Annotated in this window: 19 protein-coding genes; 11 read left to right on the top strand and 8 right to left on the bottom strand. The window is 71.3% G+C overall.

Annotation, left to right across the window (positions count from 1 at the left end; genetic code table 11):
* The first annotated feature begins 7 nt into the window (after window positions 1–7).
* The 3 genes from ectB to thpD are packed head-to-tail and all read left to right on the top strand — an operon-like array spanning window position 8 to window position 2,629.
* Window positions 8–1,279 carry a diaminobutyrate--2-oxoglutarate transaminase gene (gene ectB / locus AB0H32_RS09210; RefSeq protein ID WP_361116654.1) on the top strand — a complete coding sequence of 424 codons (1,272 nt, stop codon included), beginning with the start codon at window positions 8–10 and terminating at the stop codon, window positions 1,277–1,279.
* 52 nt (window positions 1,280–1,331) lie between these two features.
* On the top strand, window positions 1,332–1,736 hold the full coding sequence (locus AB0H32_RS09205; RefSeq protein WP_361116651.1) for an ectoine synthase: 405 nt from the start codon (window positions 1,332–1,334) through the stop codon (window positions 1,734–1,736).
* A gap of 5 nt (window positions 1,737–1,741) precedes the next feature.
* Window positions 1,742–2,629: an ectoine hydroxylase gene (gene thpD, locus AB0H32_RS09200; protein ID WP_361116648.1), complete on the top strand. Its 888-nt coding sequence runs from the start codon at window positions 1,742–1,744 to the stop codon at window positions 2,627–2,629.
* A gap of 177 nt (window positions 2,630–2,806) precedes the next feature.
* Here the strand turns inward: thpD and AB0H32_RS09195 are convergent, their stop codons facing one another.
* The 4 genes from AB0H32_RS09195 to AB0H32_RS09180 all read right to left on the bottom strand — a co-directional run bounded on the left by AB0H32_RS09195 (window position 2,807) and on the right by AB0H32_RS09180 (window position 6,304).
* Window positions 2,807–3,868, bottom strand: a complete 1,062-nt coding sequence (locus tag AB0H32_RS09195) for an aminotransferase class V-fold PLP-dependent enzyme (protein ID WP_361116645.1) — start codon at window positions 3,866–3,868, stop codon at window positions 2,807–2,809.
* A gap of 97 nt (window positions 3,869–3,965) precedes the next feature.
* On the bottom strand, window positions 3,966–4,682 hold the full coding sequence (locus AB0H32_RS09190) for a DsbA family oxidoreductase (RefSeq protein WP_361116642.1): 717 nt from the start codon (window positions 4,680–4,682) through the stop codon (window positions 3,966–3,968).
* A gap of 75 nt (window positions 4,683–4,757) precedes the next feature.
* Window positions 4,758–5,261 (bottom strand): GNAT family N-acetyltransferase, encoded by a 504-nt coding sequence (locus AB0H32_RS09185; protein ID WP_361116640.1) that lies wholly within the window; start codon window positions 5,259–5,261, stop codon window positions 4,758–4,760.
* Entirely contained in the window at window positions 5,258–6,304 is a 1,047-nt protein-coding gene (locus tag AB0H32_RS09180) for a helix-turn-helix domain-containing protein (protein WP_361116637.1), read from the bottom strand. Before AB0H32_RS09180 ends, AB0H32_RS09185 begins: the two co-directional genes overlap by 4 nt.
* 49 nt (window positions 6,305–6,353) lie before the next feature.
* On the opposite strand from AB0H32_RS09180, the gene AB0H32_RS09175 reads away from it, so the two are divergent.
* Window positions 6,354–7,739, top strand: a complete 1,386-nt coding sequence (locus AB0H32_RS09175; RefSeq protein ID WP_361116634.1) for an MFS transporter — start codon at window positions 6,354–6,356, stop codon at window positions 7,737–7,739.
* Here the strand turns inward: AB0H32_RS09175 and AB0H32_RS09170 are convergent.
* Together AB0H32_RS09170 and AB0H32_RS09165 are read right to left on the bottom strand one after the other, a co-directional pair.
* The gene (locus AB0H32_RS09170; RefSeq protein WP_361116631.1) at window positions 7,699–8,307 is read right to left on the bottom strand and encodes a DUF1349 domain-containing protein; all 609 of its coding nucleotides are present in this window, start codon (window positions 8,305–8,307) and stop codon (window positions 7,699–7,701) included. The two genes, AB0H32_RS09175 and AB0H32_RS09170, sit on opposite strands and share 41 nt — an antisense overlap.
* Window positions 8,308–8,408: 101 nt before the next feature.
* Window positions 8,409–9,938, bottom strand: coding sequence for an aldehyde dehydrogenase (NADP(+)) (locus AB0H32_RS09165; RefSeq protein WP_361116628.1), 1,530 nt, complete (start codon window positions 9,936–9,938; stop codon window positions 8,409–8,411).
* A gap of 140 nt (window positions 9,939–10,078) precedes the next feature.
* On the opposite strand from AB0H32_RS09165, the gene AB0H32_RS09160 reads away from it, so the two are divergent.
* The 5 genes from AB0H32_RS09160 to AB0H32_RS09140 all read left to right on the top strand — a co-directional run bounded on the left by AB0H32_RS09160 (window position 10,079) and on the right by AB0H32_RS09140 (window position 15,902).
* Window positions 10,079–10,852, top strand: a complete 774-nt coding sequence (locus AB0H32_RS09160; protein ID WP_361116625.1) for an IclR family transcriptional regulator — start codon at window positions 10,079–10,081, stop codon at window positions 10,850–10,852.
* A gap of 503 nt (window positions 10,853–11,355) precedes the next feature.
* Window positions 11,356–12,315 carry a hypothetical protein gene (locus AB0H32_RS09155; protein ID WP_361116622.1) on the top strand — a complete coding sequence of 320 codons (960 nt, stop codon included), beginning with the start codon at window positions 11,356–11,358 and terminating at the stop codon, window positions 12,313–12,315.
* Window positions 12,312–13,556, top strand: a complete 1,245-nt coding sequence (locus tag AB0H32_RS09150; protein ID WP_361116619.1) for a histidine kinase — start codon at window positions 12,312–12,314, stop codon at window positions 13,554–13,556. The genes AB0H32_RS09155 and AB0H32_RS09150 overlap by 4 nt, the downstream gene beginning before the upstream one ends.
* Before the next feature lie 191 nt (window positions 13,557–13,747).
* Entirely contained in the window at window positions 13,748–14,392 is a 645-nt protein-coding gene (locus tag AB0H32_RS09145) for a response regulator transcription factor (RefSeq protein WP_361116859.1), read from the top strand.
* 55 nt (window positions 14,393–14,447) lie between these two features.
* Window positions 14,448–15,902: a penicillin-binding transpeptidase domain-containing protein gene (locus AB0H32_RS09140; protein WP_361116616.1), complete on the top strand. Its 1,455-nt coding sequence runs from the start codon at window positions 14,448–14,450 to the stop codon at window positions 15,900–15,902.
* Between the two features lie 95 nt (window positions 15,903–15,997).
* Here AB0H32_RS09140 and AB0H32_RS09135 read toward each other — a convergent pair whose 3' ends face one another.
* Window positions 15,998–17,449, bottom strand: coding sequence for an NCS2 family permease (locus tag AB0H32_RS09135; protein ID WP_361116613.1), 1,452 nt, complete (start codon window positions 17,447–17,449; stop codon window positions 15,998–16,000).
* Between the two features lie 132 nt (window positions 17,450–17,581).
* Here AB0H32_RS09135 and AB0H32_RS09130 point away from each other — a divergent pair, with 132 nt between their 5' ends.
* The gene (locus AB0H32_RS09130; protein ID WP_361116611.1) at window positions 17,582–18,055 is read left to right on the top strand and encodes a cytochrome P450; all 474 of its coding nucleotides are present in this window, start codon (window positions 17,582–17,584) and stop codon (window positions 18,053–18,055) included.
* Between the two features lie 52 nt (window positions 18,056–18,107).
* Window positions 18,108–18,248, top strand: coding sequence for a hypothetical protein (locus tag AB0H32_RS09125; RefSeq protein WP_361116608.1), 141 nt, complete (start codon window positions 18,108–18,110; stop codon window positions 18,246–18,248).
* 12 nt (window positions 18,249–18,260) lie between these two features.
* Here the strand turns inward: AB0H32_RS09125 and AB0H32_RS09120 are convergent, their stop codons facing one another.
* Entirely contained in the window at window positions 18,261–19,058 is a 798-nt protein-coding gene (locus AB0H32_RS09120; RefSeq protein WP_361116605.1) for an HAD family acid phosphatase, read from the bottom strand.
* Window positions 19,059–19,354 lie beyond the last annotated feature (296 nt).

The raw sequence follows: 19,354 nt of genomic DNA, 5'->3' as shown, positions 1-19,354 counted from the left end.
ATTCACCGTGACCATCACCCAGCCCGACCTCAGTGTCTTCGAGACCGTCGAGTCCGAGGTGCGCAGCTACTGCCGCGGCTGGCCCACCGTGTTCGACCGTGCGCTGGGCAGCCGGATGTACGACGAGGACGGACACGCGTACCTCGACTTCTTCGCCGGTGCCGGCTCACTCAACTACGGCCACAACAACGCGGTCCTGAAACGGGCGCTGATCGACTATCTGTTGCGGGACGGGGTGACCCACGGCCTGGACATGTCGACCACGGCCAAGCGCTCCTTCCTGCAGACCTTCCAGGACCTGGTACTGCGCCCGCGCGACCTGCCGTACAAGGTCATGTTCCCGGGCCCGACCGGCACCAACGCCGTCGAGTCGGCGCTGAAGCTGGCCCGGAAGGTGAAGGGCCGGGAGGCGATCGTGTCGTTCACGAACGCCTTCCACGGGATGTCGCTGGGTTCCCTCGCCGTCACCGGCAACGCCTTCAAGCGGGCCGGCGCCGGTATCCCGCTGGTGCACGGCACGCCGATGCCCTTCGACAACTACTTCGAGGGCACGGTGCCGGACTTCCTGTGGTTCGAGCGGCTGCTGGAGGACCAGGGCTCCGGCCTCAACAAGCCGGCCGCGGTGATCGTGGAGACCGTGCAGGGCGAGGGCGGCGTCAACGTGGCGCGGCCGGAGTGGCTGCGGGCGCTCGCCGGCCTGTGCGAGCGGCAGGACATGCTGCTGATCGTCGACGACATCCAGATGGGCTGCGGCCGCACCGGTGCCTTCTTCTCCTTCGAGGAGGCGGGCATCACGCCGGACATCGTCACGGTCTCCAAGTCGATCAGCGGCTACGGCCTGCCGATGTCGCTGTGCCTGTTCAAGCCCGAGCTCGACGTCTGGGAGCCGGGCGAGCACAACGGCACCTTCCGCGGCAACAACCCCGCGTTCGTCACCGCCACCGCGGCCCTGGAGACGTACTGGGCCGACGGTTCCGCCATGGAGAAGCAGACCCGGGCCCGCGGCGAGCAGATCGAGCAGGAGCTGATCTCGATCACCGAGGAGAACCTCGCCGACGTGAAGGAGTACCGCGGGCGCGGTCTCGTGTGGGGCCTGGAGTTCCACGACAAGGCACGGGCCTCGCGGATCGCCCGGCGGGCCTTCGAACTCGGGCTGCTCGTCGAGACGTCCGGCCCCGAGGGCGAGGTCGTCAAGCTGCTGCCCGCGCTCACCATCACCCCCGACGAGCTGGACGAGGGCCTCAGCACCCTCGCCCGGTCCGTCCGCGAGACCGCCTGACGCGGGCCGCCGAGACCGCCTGCACCATCCACCTAGGAGGAAGCACAGCACCGTGATCGTCCGATCGTTCAAGGACATCGAAGGCACCGACCGGCATGTGAGGGCCAGGTCCGGCACCTGGGAGAGCAAGCGGATCGTCCTGGCCAAGGAGCGGGTCGGCTTCTCCCTGCACGAGACCGTCCTCTACGCCGGGACCGAGACGTCGATGTGGTACGCGAACCATATCGAGGCCGTCGTCTGCACCGAGGGCGAGGCCGAACTGTCCGACCACGAGACCGGGAAGACGTACACGATCACTCCCGGCACCATGTACCTCCTCGACGGGCACGAGCGGCACACGCTGCGCGTCAAGGAGGACTTCCGCTGCATCTGCGTGTTCAACCCGCCCGTGACCGGACGGGAGGACCACGACGAGAACGGCGTCTACCCGCTGCTCACCGAGCCCGAGGAGGTGTGACACCCATGACCAGCGTCACCGACCTGTACCCCAGCCGCGGCACCCACGAGGTGACCGTGCCCCGCATGGACCCGGTCGTCTGGGGCTCCCCGGACGCGGCCGGCCCGATCCCGGCGGCCGACCTCCGGTCGTACGAGCGCGACGGCTTCCTCGCCATCGACCAGCTGATCGCCCCGGACGAGGTCGAGGTGTACCGGCGTGAGCTGGAGCGGCTGGTCACCGACCCGGCGATCCGCGCCGACGAGCGCTCCGTCGTCGAGCCGAAGTCCAAGGAGATCCGCTCGGTCTTCGAAGTGCACAGAATCAGCGAGGTGTTCGCGAACCTGGTGCGCGATCACCGGGTGGTCGGCCGGGCCCGGCAGATCCTCGGCTCCGACGTGTACGTCCACCAGTCCCGGATCAACGTCAAGCCGGGCTTCGGCGCGAGCGGCTTCTACTGGCACTCGGACTTCGAGACCTGGCACGCCGAGGACGGCCTGCCGAACATGCGCACGGTGTCCGTCTCGATCGCGCTGACCGAGAACCACGACACCAACGGCGGGCTCATGATCATGCCGGGCTCGCACCGGACGTTCCTGGGCTGCGCCGGAGCCACGCCCGAGGACAACTACAAGAAGTCGCTGCAGATGCAGGACGCCGGCACGCCCTCCGACGAGGCGCTGACCGCGTTGGCGGGCGAGCACGGCATCAAGCTGTTCACCGGCAGGGCGGGTTCGGCGACCTGGTTCGACTGCAACTGCATGCACGGGTCCGGCGACAACATCACGCCGTTCCCGCGCAGCAACGTGTTCATCGTGTTCAACAGCGTGGAGAACACGGCGGTCGACCCCTTCGCGGCCCCGGTACGGCGGCCGGAGTTCATCGGGGCGAGGGACTTCACCCCGGTGCGGTGAGCCGGACCCGGCATGACGTACTCCGTTCCAGGGGCCTCCACGCGGCAGCCGGAGGCCCCTGGCGCATGTCACAGCGCCGGGGGGGCCGGCCGCGGCCGAGCGCGAGCACCTGCTGACCCTGCTCGGCCGGGTCGGGGCCAACCTGTGCGGGAGGGCCGTGCAGACGCCCTGACGGGGTCAGCCGGACAGCACAGTCAGCAGACGGTCCACGTCCGCGGGCGTGTTGTAGAGGTGGAAGGCCGCGCGCAGGTTGCCCGCACGGTTGGAGACCTCGATGCCGGCATGGCTCAACTCGGGCTGGCGGTCGCCGAGTCCGGGGACCGACACGATCGGCGAGGCGGGGGCGGGCAGGGGTTCGTGGCCCAGGGCCGCGAGTCCTTCCCGGAACCGGTCGGCGAGGGCCAGGTCGTGGGCCTGTACGGCAGCCACGCCGAGTTCCTCGATCAGGGCCAGCGAGTGGCGCACCCCGGTGTAGGTGAACAGGGCGGGGCTGACGTCGAACCGCCGTGCGGAGTGGGCGAGTTCGGTCACCGGGCCGTAGCAGCTGCTCCACGGCTCCTCGGCCGCGACCCAGCCCGCCAGCAGCGGGCACACCCCGCCGTGGTCCTCGGGGACGACGAGGAAGGCCGCCCCGTGCGGGCCGAGCAGCCACTTGAAGGTCGTGGAGACGGTGAAGTCGTTCGCCTCGGCCTGCATCGGCAGCCAGCCGGCGGCCTGCGAGTAGTCGACGTAGGTGCGCGCCCCGTGGGTCCGGGCGGCCTCGCGCAGGGCGGGCAGGTCGGCGATCCGGCCGTCGGCGGACTGGGCGGCACTGACCGCGACGAGTGCGGTGCCGGGCCGCACGGACTCGGCGAGCCGCTCCAGCGGGACGGCCCGCACCTTCAGGTCGCCCCTGGCGTAGAAGGGGTTCACGACCGAGGTGAAGTCGCCCTCGGCGGTCAGGACTTCGGCGCCGGCGGGCAGGGAGGTGGCGACCAGGGCGGTCTGGGTGGACACCGAGGGTCCCGCCGCCACCCGGGCCACCGGCACTCCGGCGAGCCGGGCGAACGCGGCCCGGGCCAGCTCGACGTCTTCGAACAGCGGATCGAGCGGCCTGCCCTCCGCCCGGACGGCCACCGCCTCGCGCAGCGCGGCGACGGTACGAGCGGGCAGCAGGCCGCTCGTCGCGGTGTTCAGGTAGGTGTTCTGCGGGGCGAACTCGGCGCGGACGAGGCTCGCGAACGTCTCCGTGGTCTCCATGGGTCCACTCTGCGGCCCCATGAAGTCCCAGTCCATTGCGGATTTTTACGTGGATCGGCTTAGGAGTGCTTATACGTCCGCGCCGACCTGCGGTTTCTCAGTGCTGCGGCACCGCGCACCCGTCGGGGCCGCACGCGTCGGCATCACCCTGGTCCACCAGCTTCAGCGGGGAACGCTCACCCCAGGCCTGGGTCAGCGCCTGCGTGAAGACCTCGGCGGGCTGGGCTCCGGAGACGCCGTACGTGCGGTCCAGGACGAAGAAGGGGACCCCGTTGGCGCCGAGCTGGGCCGCCTCGCGCTCGTCGGCGCGGACCTCGTCGGCGTAGGCGGCCGGATCCGCGAGCACCGCACGGGCTGCCCCGGCGTCCAGCCCGGCCCGGTCGGCCAGCTCCACCAGGCGCTCGTCGCCCTCGGTGAAGACGGACCGCTCCTCGGCGAAGTTGGCGCGGTACAGGATCTGGATCAGCTCGTCCTGCCTGCCCTGCTCCTTGGCGAAGTGCAGCAGGCGGTGCATGTCGAAGGTGTTGCCGTGGTCACGGCCCCGGGTCCGGTAGTCCAGGCCCTCGGCGGCGGCCTGGGCACCCAGGTTGTCCTCGCCGGCCTGGGCCTGCGCCTCGCTCATGCCGTACTTCCTGGTGAGCATGGTGATCACCGGCTGCGCATCGCCCTTGGCGCGGCCCGGGTCCAGTTCGAAGGAGCGGTGCACCACCTCGACCTGGTCGCGGTGCGGGAAGGCAGCCAGCGCCTTCTCGAAGCGGGCCTTGCCCACGTAGCACCAGGGGCAGGCGATGTCGCTCCAGATCTCGACGCGCATGTCTTTGGTTCTCTCCAGGTCGTACGGGCGCGGAGGCTCTCTCCGGGCAGTACGTGAACGTTCAAACAGCAACGTTCATTCCCCGGGCAGGGAGAACCGCAGGAAGAGGCGCCGGCCGCCCTCGGCGGGCGGGTTCTCCGGGTCGGGGATCCAGCCCTGACGGGCGTAGAAGGCCTGGGCGCGCCGGTCGTCCGCGTGCACGTCGAGGACCGCCGTCCGTCTGCCGTCGGCCCGCCACTCCTCCACGCAGGCCGCGTGCAGGGCCGTACCGATGCCGGCGCGCCGGTGGCCGGGGTCGACATGGAACCCGAACAGCCTGACCGTGTCCGCGGGTGCGCCGTCCGGGGTGCGGAACGAGGCGATGCCGACGATCCGGGACTGCTCGACGGCACACAGCACACGGGTGTCGGGGCGTTCGATGGCGGAGCGCCAGTCCTCGGCCGGGTCGGCGTCGGCCCGGGGGACGCCGCCCGGGCAGTACGCCGAACGGGCCCGGACGTGCAGATCGGCGATGACCTCGGTTTCGGCGGACAGGGCGGTGCGGATCACCAGGGCGCCGGTCACACGATCACAGATCATGCAACGGAGGACGTGGCGGCTCCGCTTCCGGTTCCATGGTGATCCGTGCGCCTCCGGCGCGCCCCTTCGCGCCCCCTCGGCTCGTGCCGGCCGAACTGGGCGCGGTAGGCGCTCGGCGTGAGACCGGTCCGGCGGACCAGGTGGGCACGCAGCGAGTCGGCGGTGCCCAGGCCGCAGGCCGCGGCCACCTGGTCCATCGGCAGGGCGGTGGTCTCCAGGAGTTCCTTGGCTCGCTCGATGCGCTGGTGGAGCAGCCACTGCAGCGGGCTGACCCCGCTCTCGGCGTGGAAGCGGCGGGTGAGGGTGCGCACGCTGACACCGGCGTGCCGGGCCAGGTCGGTGAGGGTGAGCGGCTTGTCGAGGTTGCGCATGGCCCAGCCCCGGGTGTCGGCGCAGACGGTGCCCCGCTCGGGCGGCAGCGGGGTCTGCGTGAACTGGGTCTGGCCGCCCGGGCGGACCGGCGCGACCAGGGCGAGCCGGGCGACCTCGTTGGCGACGGCGGCGCCGTAGTCGGTGCGGATGATGTGCAGGCACAGGTCGATGCCGGCGGCGTAGCCGGAGGAGGTCAGAAACGGCCCGTCCTGGGCGTAGAGGACGTCTCCCTGGACCTCGATGTCGGGGTGGCGCCGGCGCATCTCCTCGGCGTGGGCCCAGTAGGTGGTCGCCTTGCGGCCCTTGAGCAGACCGGCTTCGGCGAGCGAGAAGGCCCCGGAGCAGATGGAGGCGATGCGCAGGCCCGCCCCGGCGGCCTCGCGCAGGGCCTGCACCACGCGCGGGTCGGGCGAGAAGGGCTCCCCGGTGCCCGCCACGATCACCGTGTCGGCCTCCCGCAGCGCCTCCAGGCCGTGCGGCACCTGGAGGCCGAGCGCTCCGGTGGTGGGCACGTGCCCGGGATCGGGGGCGCAGATGACCACCTCGTACCCGGGCTGCCCGGCCACCTGGACCTTCTCGAACAGCAGCTCGGGGATGGCGAGGTTGAACATCGACACGGGGGGCGACGCGACGACGGCGACACGGAGCATGGCCAGAACCTCCGGATGCATGGCATTCAGGCCACTACTGTATGCCGGAAAAGATCAGCAGCATGGAGCCATGCCTACGAAAGAGACCGTCAGCAATCCTGAACTCTCCGCCATTGAGGGCGAGTTGAAGGGCCATCACTCCCCTGCCCTGGTCCTCTTCGCCGCTCTCCTCGGCTTCGCGCTGATCACCCTCGACGCGTCCGTGGTGAACGTGGCCCTCCCGGCGATCGGCTCCGCGCTCGGCGGAGGGCTGTCCGGGCTCCAGTGGGTGGTGGACGCCTACACCCTGGCCTTCGCCGCCCTGATGCTCTCCACGGGTGCCTTCGCGGACCGGGCGGGGGCGAGCCGGGCGTACGCCCTCGGCATCGCGGTGTTCACGCTGGCCTCGGCGGCCTGCGGCCTCGCGCCGGACCTGCCGGCGCTGATCGGCGCGCGGGTGGTGCAGGGCGCGGCGGCCGCCGCGGTGCTGCCGGCCTCGCTGTCCCTGGTGCGCCAGGCGTACACCGATCCGGCGCGACGGGCCCGGGCGGTGGCCGCCTGGGCGGCCGGGGGATCGGTCGCGGTGGCGCTGGGCCCGGTGGCGGGCGGGGCACTGACCACGGCCTGGGACTGGCGGGGGATCTTCTTCATCAATCTGCCCCTCGGCGCGGTCGCCCTCGCCCTGCTGCTGCGGGCGCCGCGCTCGCAGCGCAGGCCCGCACCGCTCGACCTGCCGGGCCAGCTGACGGCCGTGCTCGCCCTGACGGCTCTCACCTTCGCGGTGATCGAGGGCGGTACGGCGGGCATCGCGGCCTTCGTCGTGGCGGTCGCCGCCGCCGTCCTGTTCGTGCGGGTCGAGAGGCGGCAGCCGCACCCGGTCGTCCCGCTGGGCCTGTTCCGTGACCGGGCGGTGCGGGTGGCGGTCGCGGCGGGCGCGGCGTGCAGCGTGGCGTTCTACGGCATGGTGTTCGTCTTCTCACTCTTCTTCCAGCAGGTGCAGGGCCGTTCCGCGCTGTACACCGGGCTGATGTTCCTGCCGATGTCCGGGCTGATCGCGGTCACGAACGTGGTGTCCGGAAAGCTCGCCGGACGCTACGGCCCGCGCCTGCCGATGCTGCTCGGGCAGGCGCTCGCGCTGGTGGGCCTGCTCGGGCTGCTCCGCGTCGACGCGGGCACACCCGCCGCCGCGGTGGCCGCACTCCTCGTACCGATGGCTCTCGGCTGCGCGCTGACCGTTCCCCCGCTGACGGCCGTGATGCTGGACGCCGTGCCGGCCGAACGTGCCGGTCTTGCGGCCGGAGTGCTCAACGCGGCACGGCAGGTGGCCGGGGGGCTGGGCATCGCGGTGTTCGGCGCGCTGGTGGCCGGCGGTTTCGTCGCCGGTCTGCGGGCGAGCCTGATCCTGGGCGCGGCCCTGTTCGCGGTGACCTTCGCGCTCAGCTTCCGTCTCGCAGGTCGTCCGGCCAGGCGGGCCTGAACTCGATGTGGTCGTAGGTGACCACGCACCCCTCCCCCATCGGCGACTGCGTCATGAAGCCGACCAGGGCCGCGCCGGTCTCCTTCTCCTCGCCCAGCGTGAACAGCCGGACGAAGGTCCAGCGCCCGCCGTCCCGGGAGGCGTGGAAGGCGAGGACGCGTCCGGTGCGACTGACCCGCAGCCACACCGAACTCCCCTCCACGGTGAGGGAGTTCGCCTCGTCGGAGTGTCCCCGGGTGACCACCGAGCAGACGGTGGGCACGTCCGGGGAGTACTCCAGGCAGAGCTTGGCCCAGGCACGGTCGCCCACGTGGACGTAGAGCACTCCGGCGTCGAAGGAGGCACCGAACCCGACGCTGACCCGAGCGATCAGCTGGAAGTCGCCCTCGGGCGCCCCGAGCAGCCGGGGCGCGTCGGAGGCGGGGTCCAGAGCCTCCCCGGCGGGCGTGACGAACCGGTCCTGCCGGGGCCCGGCCCACCCGGTGAGCACACCCCCCTCATACGACCAGTTGCCGTCGGGACCGTAGGTACGCAGGGGGAAGGGCAGCTCGGGAAGCTCTATGTCCATCACCCGATTCTCGCAGGGCGACCGGACCCACCGAAGGGGCGCGGGGAACTGCGCTACGGGCCACATGCGGCGGATCGCCCGTGAACCGGACCCCCGCGACGCTACCGCTCCAGCACCCCGTCGAACCGCCGAGGAAGCCCCAGCGGATTCTCGTCCCGAAGCTCCTTGGGCAGCAGAGCCTCCGGCACCCCCTGATAGACGACGGGCCGCAACCACCGCTCGACGGCCGTACCGCCCACCGACGTGGACGTGGAGGTGGTCGCGGGGTACGGCCCCCCGTGATGCTGCGCAGGCGCCACGGCAACCCCCGTCGGCCACCCGTTCACCAGCACGCGCCCGGCCAGCGGCGTCAGCTCCGCGAGGATCTCGGCCCCCCGCCCCTCACCGGCGGCCTCCTCGGCGGACAGATGGACCGTCGCCGTGAGATTGCCGGGCAGCCGCGACAGCACCGCCCTCGCCTCGCCCTCGTCCTCGTACCGGACCACCACGGTCACCGGCCCGAAGCACTCCTCCAGCAGCAGGTCGTACGCCCCCTCCGCGGCCAGCCTCGCCGCCGCGACCGTGAGGAAGCCCGCGCTCACCGTGTGCTCGCCCCCCGCACCCGGCGTGACCGGAGTGTCCACCTCGGACAGCCGCATGCGCTCGCAGACACCGGTGAGGAAGTTGTCCCGCATGCGGTGGTCGAGAAGGACACCCGCCTCGGTGTCGCTCACGGCGTCCGTGAGCGCCTTGACGAGGCCGTCGCCCGCCGCGCCGGACGGCACCAGCACCAGGCCGGGCTTGACGCAGAACTGGCCGACGCCCAGGGTCATGGATCCGGCGAGCCCGGAGCCGATGGCCTCCGCCCGCTCGGCCGCGGCCGCCTCGGTCACCACGACCGGGTTCAGCGAGCCCAGCTCGCCGTGGAAGGGGATCGGCACCGCCCGCGCGGCGGCCGCGTCGAACAGGGCCCGCCCGCCGCGCACGGAACCGGTGAAGCCCGCGGCGGTGACCCGCGGGTGCCTGATCAGTTCGATGCCGGCGTCGAAACCGTGCACGAGGCCGACGACGCCCTCGGCGATGCCGTGTTCGGCGGCGGCCCGGCGCAGCAGCTTCGCGACCAGCTCGGACAGGGCCGGGTGGTCGGGGTGGGCCTTGACGACCACCGGGCAGCCCGCGGCCAGCGCGCTCGCGGTGTCGCCGCCGGCGACGGAGAAGGCGAAGGGGAAGTTGGAGGCGGAGTAGACGGCCACGACGCCCAGCGGGACCTTGTAGCGGCGCAGGTCCGGGATGGGCGGGGTGGCGGTGTCGTCCGGGTGGTTGATGATGACGTCCAGGAAGGCGCCCTCGTCGACCATGTCGGCGAAGGCCCGCAACTGGTAGGTCGTGCGGGCGAGTTCACCGGTCAGCCGGACCGGGCCGAGGGCGGTCTCGGCGTCGGCGGCCTCCACCAGGCCGTCCCGGGCCGCGTCCAGGCCGGCCGCGGCCGAGCGCAGAAAGGCCGAGCGGACCGAGCGGTCGGCGAGCCCGGCCCGGACGGCGTGTGCCGCCTCGACGGCCGCGTCCACCTCCTGGGCTGTGGCCTCCACCGCAACCTGTTCACGCTGCTTCCCGGTGCGCGGGTCGACGCTCCAGACTGGTGCTGCTGCCACCGCGGATCCCTCCAAGTAAGGCCGCACTTTCGAGGTCAACCATCAGCGGCGTTCGATATACTGAACGCTGTCTCTGATGATGAATACGCTGCTCGGAGACTATATATCCAGGTCGTCGTCGAACGAAGGGGTCAAGGGCGATGTCGGCAGGCGAGACAGGCGGCGGAGCGCAGGTCAAATCCGCGGTGCGGACCGTCGAACTGCTGGAATACTTCGCGGGCCGTCCCGGTATGCACTCCCTCGCGGACGTACAGGAAGCCGTGGGCTACCCCAAGTCCAGCCTGTACATGCTGCTGCGCACGCTCGTGGAGCTGGGCTGGGTGGAGACCGACGCGACGGGCACGCGCTACGGGATCGGGGTGCGGGCGCTGCTGGTCGGCACGTCCTACATCGACGGCGACGAGGTGGTGGCGGCCGCCCGCCCGACGCTCGACCGCCTCTCGGACGACACGACCGAGACGATCCACCTGGCCCGGCTCGACGGCACGAACGTCGTCTATCTGGCCACCCGCCAGTCGCAGCACTACCTGCGCCCCTTCACCCGTGTCGGCCGGCGCCTGCCCGCCCACTCCACCTCCCTCGGCAAGGCGCTGCTGGCGACCCACACCGACGAACAGGTCCGCAAGCTCCTCCCGGAGACCCTCCCCGCTCTGACCGAGCACACGATCACCGACCGCGAGAAGCTCATCGAGGAGCTGCACCAGGTCCGCGAGCAGGGCTTCGCTGTCGACCGCGAGGAGAACACGCTGGGCCTGCGCTGCTTCGGCGTCGCGATCCCGTACCGCACCCCCGCACGCGACGCCATCAGCTGCTCGGTCCCGGTGGCCCGTCTGACCCCGGCCCACGAACAGATGATCAAGGATGCGCTGTTCGACGCGCGAGACCGGCTGACGCTGGCGACGCGGAGGCTGTAGCCCGCAGCGTTCCGGGGCCCGGCCCCGACCCGACCGGGTCGGCCACCGCCGGGCTCCACCGCTGCAGTTGCCCGCCGTCGCGGCGGATCGAGGAAGGCGACGGCACCTGATTCCGCCAGGGCGGGACGCGGCCGCCGGCGCCGCTTCAGCCCGGCGGGGCGGGGCACGGCCGTCGTCAGCGCTTCGTCCATCGGCGCCCCGAAGGCTGTGACCCGCAGCAGTCCGGGGCCCGGCCCCGACCCGACCGGGTCGGCCACCGCCGGGCTCCACCGCTGCAGTTGCCCGCCGTCGCGGCGGATCGAAGGAGCCGGCGGTGGTTGATTCGGCCACGGCGGGGCTCGGCCGGGCGCGGCGCAGGGTTTTGCCGGTGCGGCGGTCGGGTGCGGTGGTGGTGGGCGGTGGTGTCTCATCCGCCTCGGGGCCCGGTGTCTCCCCCGAGCGGCGGAGGTGGATCGTCGTCACGCAGGAAGTGAACGGCCCGGTGCCCACGGCAGCGTTGGGGCATGACCTCCTCGACCGCTGCCGCTCCGGCCGCGCACGTCACCGGCTCGCGGCGACGCTCCCTGCTACGGACCGTCGTCATCGCCGCCTGTCTGCCGTATCTCTGCCTCAAGATCGCCTGGATCGCCGGAAGCCGTCTGGGCATCCCGGCCGGAAGCCCGTTGCTGGACCACCGGATGATCATGGCTGTCGGCAACGGGCTCACCGTGGTGATGGACGCGGCCGTCATCGTGCTGGCTCTGATGCTGACCCGGCCGTGGGGACGGCGGGTGCCCGCGTGGCTGCTCGCGGTGCCGATGTGGGTGGCCACGGGGCTGCTCGCGCCGATCATGGTGGGCTTCCCGCTGCAGGCGGTGACGGGCGGGAGCGGGGGAGGCCACGACGACCGGCCGTTCCTCCACCCGTGGGTGTTCGACGTCGTGTACGGCGGGTTCATCCTGCAAGGGCTCGCGCTCGGCGCACTGTTCGCCGGGTACGCGCGCGAGCGGTGGGGGCATCTGTGGCAGGGCCGGGTGCGCGAGCTGCCCGAGCCGGGCGCCGCGGCCGCGCAGCGGATGACCGCCGTGACGGCCGCCCTGCTCACCCTGGTCCCGGGCGTACTCCGGCTCCTGTGGGCCTGTGGGGTCACGGCCGGGCGGAGCACCGGCGGCGGCCGGCTCATGGAACTGGTCTTCGTCGGATTCCTGGCCGCCGCCGTCACCGGCGCCTGGCAGCTCGCCTTCCGCCGCGGCGGCGCGCTCGCGGTCCTCGTGCCGCTCGCCCTGGCCTGGGTCGGCTCCGGCGCGGCGGTCTGCTGGGGCGGCTGGATGTCACTCGCCGCCCTGGTGACGTCCCGCAGCCTCGGCGTCCGCCCCGCACCGGCGACGAGCCTCACCTACGCTGTCCAGATGATCGTCGGCTTTCTCGTGGTCAGCGTCGCCGCCCACCACTTCGCGGACCGGTCCGCCAAGGTCCCCCGGTGACCGAGGCGTTGCGGTTCCTGTTCGGCGGGCGGGCCCGGCGGCGCTGGATCCATCTCATCCTCGGCGGCGCACTCGCCGTGCCGTACACGCTCGTCGGCTCGGTGATCGTGGGGCCGTTCACCGGCGTGGACAACGTCTTCGGGTCCCTGCCCCTCCAACTCGGCTCGTTCGCCGTCGGGTTGCCGATCGCCGCCGTCACCTCGCTCTTCCCGCTGACCCGGCCGCTGGAGTCCGGCGCCGCCCGCGCGCTGTGCGGCGTCGAGGCGGAGGCCCTCGCCCACGGCCCGGCCCGGACGCGGGCCGAACGAAGGCGCACGGCGGCGTGGTTCACGCTGCATCTCGGGCTGGGCGGGATCATCTCCGGGATGTCGCTGTCCGTACCGCCGTTGGCGTTCGTGCTCATCGTGCTGCCCCTGGTCGCCTGGCTGCGCGACACTCCTCTCGGGCTGCCCGGGATCCTCGATCACTCCTGGGCGCTGGCCCTGTCACCGGTCGCGGGCCTCGCGATGCTGCTGGCCCTCTCCGCCTGCGCCGCCGGCTGCGGATCCCTGCTCGCCCGCTGGGCGCCCGCCCTGCTCGGGCCCACACCCGAGGACAGGCTCGCCGCGGCCGAGACCCGCGCCGCCGACCTCGCCGTACGCAACCGGCTCGCCCGCGAACTGCACGACTCCGTCGGCCATGCGCTCAGCGCCGTCACCCTCCAGGCGAGCGCCGCCCGGCGGGTCCTCGACACCGATCCCGAGTTCGTCCGCGAGGCGCTCGCCGCGATCGAGGACACCACCCGGCGCACGGTCGGTGAACTCGACGCGGTGCTCGGCGTGCTGCGTGACGGCGACGGGCCGGGCACCGCGCCGGCGCCGACCCTCGCGGCCGATCTGGACGGGCTGCTGCGCCGGACCCGGGCGGGCGGACAGCGCGTGACGGCCTGCGTCGGCACCGATCCCGCCACCCTGCCCCCGCTGGTCTCCCGTGAGGCGTACCGCATCGTGCAGGAGGGCCTGAGCAACGCCCTCAAGCACGCCGGCGAGCCGGTCGGTGTCCGCATCTCGACCACCGACGGCCAGTTGGAGATCACCGTCGAGAACCCCCTCGGCGCCCGCCCCGCTCCGCGCCCCGGCGGCGGCCACGGCCTGCGCGGCATCGCCGACCGGGTCCGGCTGCTGGGTGGTACCTCGCAGGCGGGCGCGTCCGACGGCGCCTGGCGCCTGCACGTCCGGCTGCCGCTGAAGGGATCCGGGTGACCGACGAAGAGATCCGCACGACCGACGACCCGATCCACGTGACCGACGAGGAGACCGTGACCGACGACCCGATCCACGTGACCGACGAGGAGACCGTGACCGAGGAGGGGGTCCATGTGGCCGACGAGGGGATCGTGAGCGACGACAGGGGCCACGTGAACTCTGACGGGACCGGCACGGCGCGGTCCGCGATCCGGGTCGTCCTCGCCGACGACGAGCGCATGGTCCGCACCGCCCTGCGGGCCATCCTCTCCGCGGAGCCCGGTATGGAGGTGGTCGGCGAGGCGGCGACCGGAGCCGAGGCCGTGTCCGTCGTGCGGGAACTGCGGCCCGACGTGGTGCTGATGGACGTCCGCATGCCGGAGGTGGACGGCATCCGGGCCACGGAGCAGATCCTCGCCACCCTCGACGAGCCGCCCCGGGTCGTGGTGGTGACCACCTTCGAGAACGACTCGTACGTGTACGACGCGCTGCGCGCGGGGGCCGCCGGTTTCCTGCTCAAGCGGGCGGAGGCCGACGCGCTCGTCCAGGCGGTGCGGCTGGTCGCGCGCACCGACAGCCTGCTGTTCCCGTCGGCCGTGCGGGCCCTGGCGGCCGAGCACGCACGCGGGAGGGCCGCGCCCCCGGCGTGGGTGAAAAGGCTCACGGGACGGGAGAGCGAGGTGCTGCGGCACATGGCCGCCGGGCTGACCAACGCGGAGATCGCCCGGCGCATGGACGTCGGCCCCGCCACCGTGAAGTCGCACGTCGCGGCGGTGCTGGCGAAGACGGGCACCCGGGACCGGACACAGGCGGTGATCGCCGCGTACGAGGCCGGTTTCCTGAAGGTGCGATGAGAAAAGGGGGCGTACGGGAACGATTGCCCCCGTCTCGATCGTCCTCATGGGCGGGATGAACAAGACGATCAGGCGAGCGTCCGTCTTCACGCTGCTGCTCGTGCTCGCCCTGCTGGTCAGGGCGACCTGGGTGCAGTACTACGACGGCAAGGCCCTCGCGGACGACAACGACAACCGACGGAACGTGATCGAGACGTACTCGCGCCCGCTCGGGAACATCATCGTGGCCGGGAACTCGATCACCGGCTCGGCACGGACGAAGGGCAGCGACCTCGCGTACAAGCGCACGTACACGAACGGCAAGCTGTACGCGTCGGTGACGGGATACGCCTCGCAGGCCTACGCCCCGACGCAGCTGGAGGGCATCTACAAGGACCTGCTCAACGGCACGGACAGCCGGCTGAAGACCGTGATGGACACGGTCACCGGCCGACGCGCCGACCCGGGCAACGTGCTCACGACGATCGACCCGGCGGTGCAGAAGGCGGCGTACGAGGCGCTGGGCGACAACAAGGGCGCGGCCGTCGCGATCGACCCGAAGACCGGCCGGATCCTCGCGGTGGTCTCGACGCCGTCGTACGACCCCGCGCAGCTCACCGACGCGAACACGGCCGGTGCGGACTGGAAGCGGCTCAACGCGGACAAGGACAAGCCGCTCACCAACCGGGCGCTGCGCCAGCCGCTGCCGCCGGGCTCGACGTTCAAGCTGGTCGTGGCGGCGGCCGCGCTGGAGAGCGGGCTGTACAAGAACGTGGACGACCCCACCCGCAGCCCCGACCCGTACGTCATGCCGGGCACGACCCGCCCGCTGGAGAACGAGAACAAGTCGGCCCCGTGCAAGGACGCCCCGATCCGGGTCGCCCTGCGCTACTCCTGCAACAACGTCTTCGGCAAGATGGCCGTCGACCTCGGCCAGGACAAGGTGAAGGCGATGGCCGAGAAGTTCGGCTTCAACGACGACGCGCAGGACGTGCCCGTGCGGGCCTACGCCAGCGTGTACCCCTCGGACATGGACAAGGCGCAGACCGCCCTCTCCGGCATCGGCCAGTTCGACGTCACCGCGACCCCGCTCCAGATGGCCATGGTGTCGGCGGCCATAGCAAACGGCGGCAAGCTGGTCTCACCGCACATGGTGTCGAAGACCACGGACAGTGATGGTGACGCGGTGACGGACTATGACGACAGCGCGGACACCAAGCAGGTCGTCGGCTCCGGCACGGCCGAGCAGTTGCAGTCGGCGATGGAGACGGTGGTGAAGGACGGCACCGGTACGAACGCGCTGATCGACGGCGTGACCGTGGGCGGCAAGACCGGTACGGCCCAGCACGGCGAGAACAACAGCAAGACGCCGTACGCCTGGTTCACCTCGTACGGCAAGTCGGACAGCAGCGGCAAGGAGGTCGCCGTCGCGGTGATGGTCGAGCAGTCGGACGCGGCCCGGTCGGAGGTCAGCGGCAACGGCCTGGCGGCACCGGTGGCCAAGGCGATGATGCAGGCGGCGTTGAAGTAGAGCGCCCCGAAGGCGCGCGGGGCCGTATCGGTGATGCGGCCCCGTCGCGTGGGCCTGACCAGCCACGGACCTCCCGGCCGGTGGCGCGGCGTCCCTCACTTCACCCCGAGAATCTGCTCCACGGGGTCGATCGCGAAGTACACCAGGAACAGCACCGAGACGCCCCACAGCAGCCAGTTGACCTCCCTGGCCTTGCCGAGGACCGTCTTGATGAGCACGTACGACAGGAAGCCCGCGCCGATGCCATCGGTTATCGAGTAGGTGAACGGCATGGCGGCGATGGTGAGGAACGCCGGGACGGCGATCTCGTAGTCGTCCCAGTCGATGTGCTTGACGTGGGTCATCATCAGGAAGCCCACCGCGATCAGCGCGGGTGCCGCCGCCTGCAGCGGGACGATCGTGAGCAGCGGGGCGAAGAAGAGCGCGAGCCCGAAGAGGCCGCCGGTGACCAGGTTGGCGAAGCCGGTGCGGGCGCCCTCGCCGACGCCGGCCGCGGACTCGATGTAGGCGGTGTTGGAGGAGGCGGAGCCGACACCGCCGGCGACTGCGGCGGCACCGTCGATGAACAGGACGCGGCCGATGCCGGGCACCTGCCCCTTCTCGTCGAGCAGTCCGGCCTCGGCGCTGATGCCGACGATGGTCCCCATGGCGTCGAAGAAGTCGGACAGGATCAGGGTGAAGACCAGCAGGACGGCGGTGAGGACGCCGGCCTCGGCGAAGCCGCCGAACAGGCTGAAGTGACCGAGGAGTCCGAAGTCCGGGGCGGCGACGATCCTGTCCGGGACCTTCGGGGTGGTCAGGCCCCAGCTCTTGATGTCGGCGACGGCGTCGATGAGGATCGCGACGACGGTCATCGCGACGATGCTGATGAGGATCGCGCCCTTCACCTTGCGGGCCAGCAGCGCGACGGTCACCAGCACGCCCAGGCAGAAGACCAGGACGGGCCAGCCGGTCAGCCGTCCGGCGGCGCCGAGTTGTACGGGCACGGTGGTGTTCGCGGCGTCGGGGATGCGGCTGACGAACCCGGCGTCGACGAAGCCGATGAAGGCGATGAACAGGCCGATGCCGACGCCGATGGCCTGCTTGAGCTGCTGCGGGATCGCGTTCATGATCGCTTCTCGGAGTCCGGTGAGGACCAGGACGCAGATGAGCAGGCCTTCGAGGACGACCAGGCCCATCGCGTCGGACCAGCTCATCAGCGGGGCCAGCTGGAAGGCGACGACGGCGTTGAGGCCGAGGCCGGCGGCGATCGCCAGGGGGAGGTTGCCGCCGACCCCCATCACGATCGTCATCACGCACGCCACCAGCGCGGTGGCGGTGACGAGTTGGCCGGTGTCGAGGGTGTGGTGGAACTTGTCCTTGGCGCTGCCCAGGATGATCGGATTCAGGACGAGGATGTAGGCCATCGTGAAGAACGTGGCGAAGCCGCCCCGTATCTCCCGGCCGAAGGTGGAGCCCCGTTCGGAGATTCTGAAGTACCGGTCGACGCCGTTCCCGGCAGGTGGGGCGGCACCCGGCCGCCGGTCCACCTTCTGCGTCTCGGACATGGTCGTACTCCTCGTCGCCGGATGAGCGTGCACGGATGCTGGCTGGATTGTTCCCCCGCTCAACCGACTTCAGGTTTTTTCCGTGTTACGGAATCGGGTTCGGCCTGCCGCGCGGCATCCGGCTCCCCGGACATGACGGCGGCCGATCTCCCGCGGCTGCAGGTCACCGAGGCCGTGGTGAAGGAGGCGCTACGGCTGTATCCACCGTTGTGGTACCTGGAGCGGGTCGTCGAAGAGCCGGACGTCCTCGATGGCGTTGCGCTGCCGCCGGGACAACGAGTCGCGGTCAGTCCCTTCGCGCTGCACCGGGATCCGGCGTTCCACGACGAGCCGTCGGCCTTACGCCCGGACCGCTGGATCGACCGCGCCGCGGCCCCACGGGTGCCCGGATACACGTATGTTCCCGTCGGCGGCGGCCCGCGCATGTGTCTGGGTGCGCACTTCGGGACGGTCGCGATGGTCATCGCCACCGCCACGGTCCTCGGCCGCCACCGGCTCTCCCCGGCGCCGGACTGCACGCCCGTGTTCCACACGCGCACCATCCTGCAGCCCGAGGGGCTGGTCCTGGACGTCGCCGGCCGCGAACCCGCGACGGCAGCCCGCTGACCGGGGCTGTCGGCGAGACTCGCTGCGAAAGGAGCCGTCCGCCGTCGCCGAGTTGCTGTTGCGTACCCACCAGGAGCTGAAGGACACCGTGCCTGCACCGTCGGGTCACGCTCTGCAGGCCGGCCCCCGCCACGGCACGGTGCTGCCGGTGACGGGGGCCGGGTACGAGCGGCTGCTCAGGACCTACGGATGACCACCGGGGTCGTCAGGAGACGAAGTAGGTCGGGTTCGGCAGCTTGTACGTGCGGTCGGCGTAGCCGCCGTCGAGGTCCGAGTACTGGTCGCCGAAGTTGGCGATGACCTCGTACCCGAGGTCGTCCTCGATGTGCTTGCGGGTGCCGGACTTGTACTGCACCGTCGTGCAGTTCCAGGTGCCCGGGATGGCGCAGTCGCCCAGGTAGGCCGGCGGGTTGGCCTTGTCCTTGAGGAACATGTGGTCGGCGTCGAGGTTCACATCGGCGCCGATCTTCTTCAGGTTCTCGACGGCGGCGGTGCGCTGCGCCTCGCTGAGACCGGAGTTGTAGAAGACCTCGACGCCCTTGGACTCGGCGTACCGGACCAGCTCGGGGCTGCCGAACACCGCCGGGCGGTCGGCCTTGTTCACGTAGTCGTTCCACGTGGTGGGGTTGTACGTGTAGTTGTAGCGCTTCTCGTAGTCGAGGCTGAGCAGCAGCGTGTCGTCGATGTCGAAGACGACGGCGGGCTTCTCGCCGTGACGGTGCGCCTTGCGTGCCGCGCGGTCGATGTAGCGCCTGGCGTCGGCGTCGATGTGCCTCAGGTCCTTGGCGTACGGGCTGTCCGGGGACGCCTGGTAGACGCCGTTGCTGTCGGCGGTCGTGCCGTAGTAGGTGTCGATGTCCTTCACCAACTGCCCGATGTTGTAGGGCTCGTGGGTGGAATTCGCCGTCCTCTGGCCGGCGGTGGCCGCGCCCGCGCCGTACAGCGCAACGCCGGCGAGGGCACAGGCTGCACCCGCGGCAACGACTCTGTGGGACTTCCGCATGGATTCTCCGGATCTGCTGAATGAGAGTGATGTACCAGGTCAGAGACTGTCTACGCGCATAACACCAGCCCCTGCGAGGGCTGTTATCCGATCGATACGCAACTTCTCACTCGGCGCATTGCCCTCACGTGACCAAGTCATGGGTTTTCCTTGACCCGTGCCCCCTAGGGTCGGAATCCGCATGTGCGAACGGGGGTTCATCGATGGGCGACGGCAAGGTCCCCGGCAAGGTGCTGGACATCAAGACCGCCGACATCAAGGCGGCGGCACCGGCCTTCCACCAGGGAGCCATCGAT

Source organism: Streptomyces sp. NPDC020362, from assembly GCF_040642095.1.
GTDB lineage: Bacteria > Actinomycetota > Actinomycetes > Streptomycetales > Streptomycetaceae > Streptomyces.
This window is presented reverse-complemented; position numbering and strand designations above follow the sequence as displayed.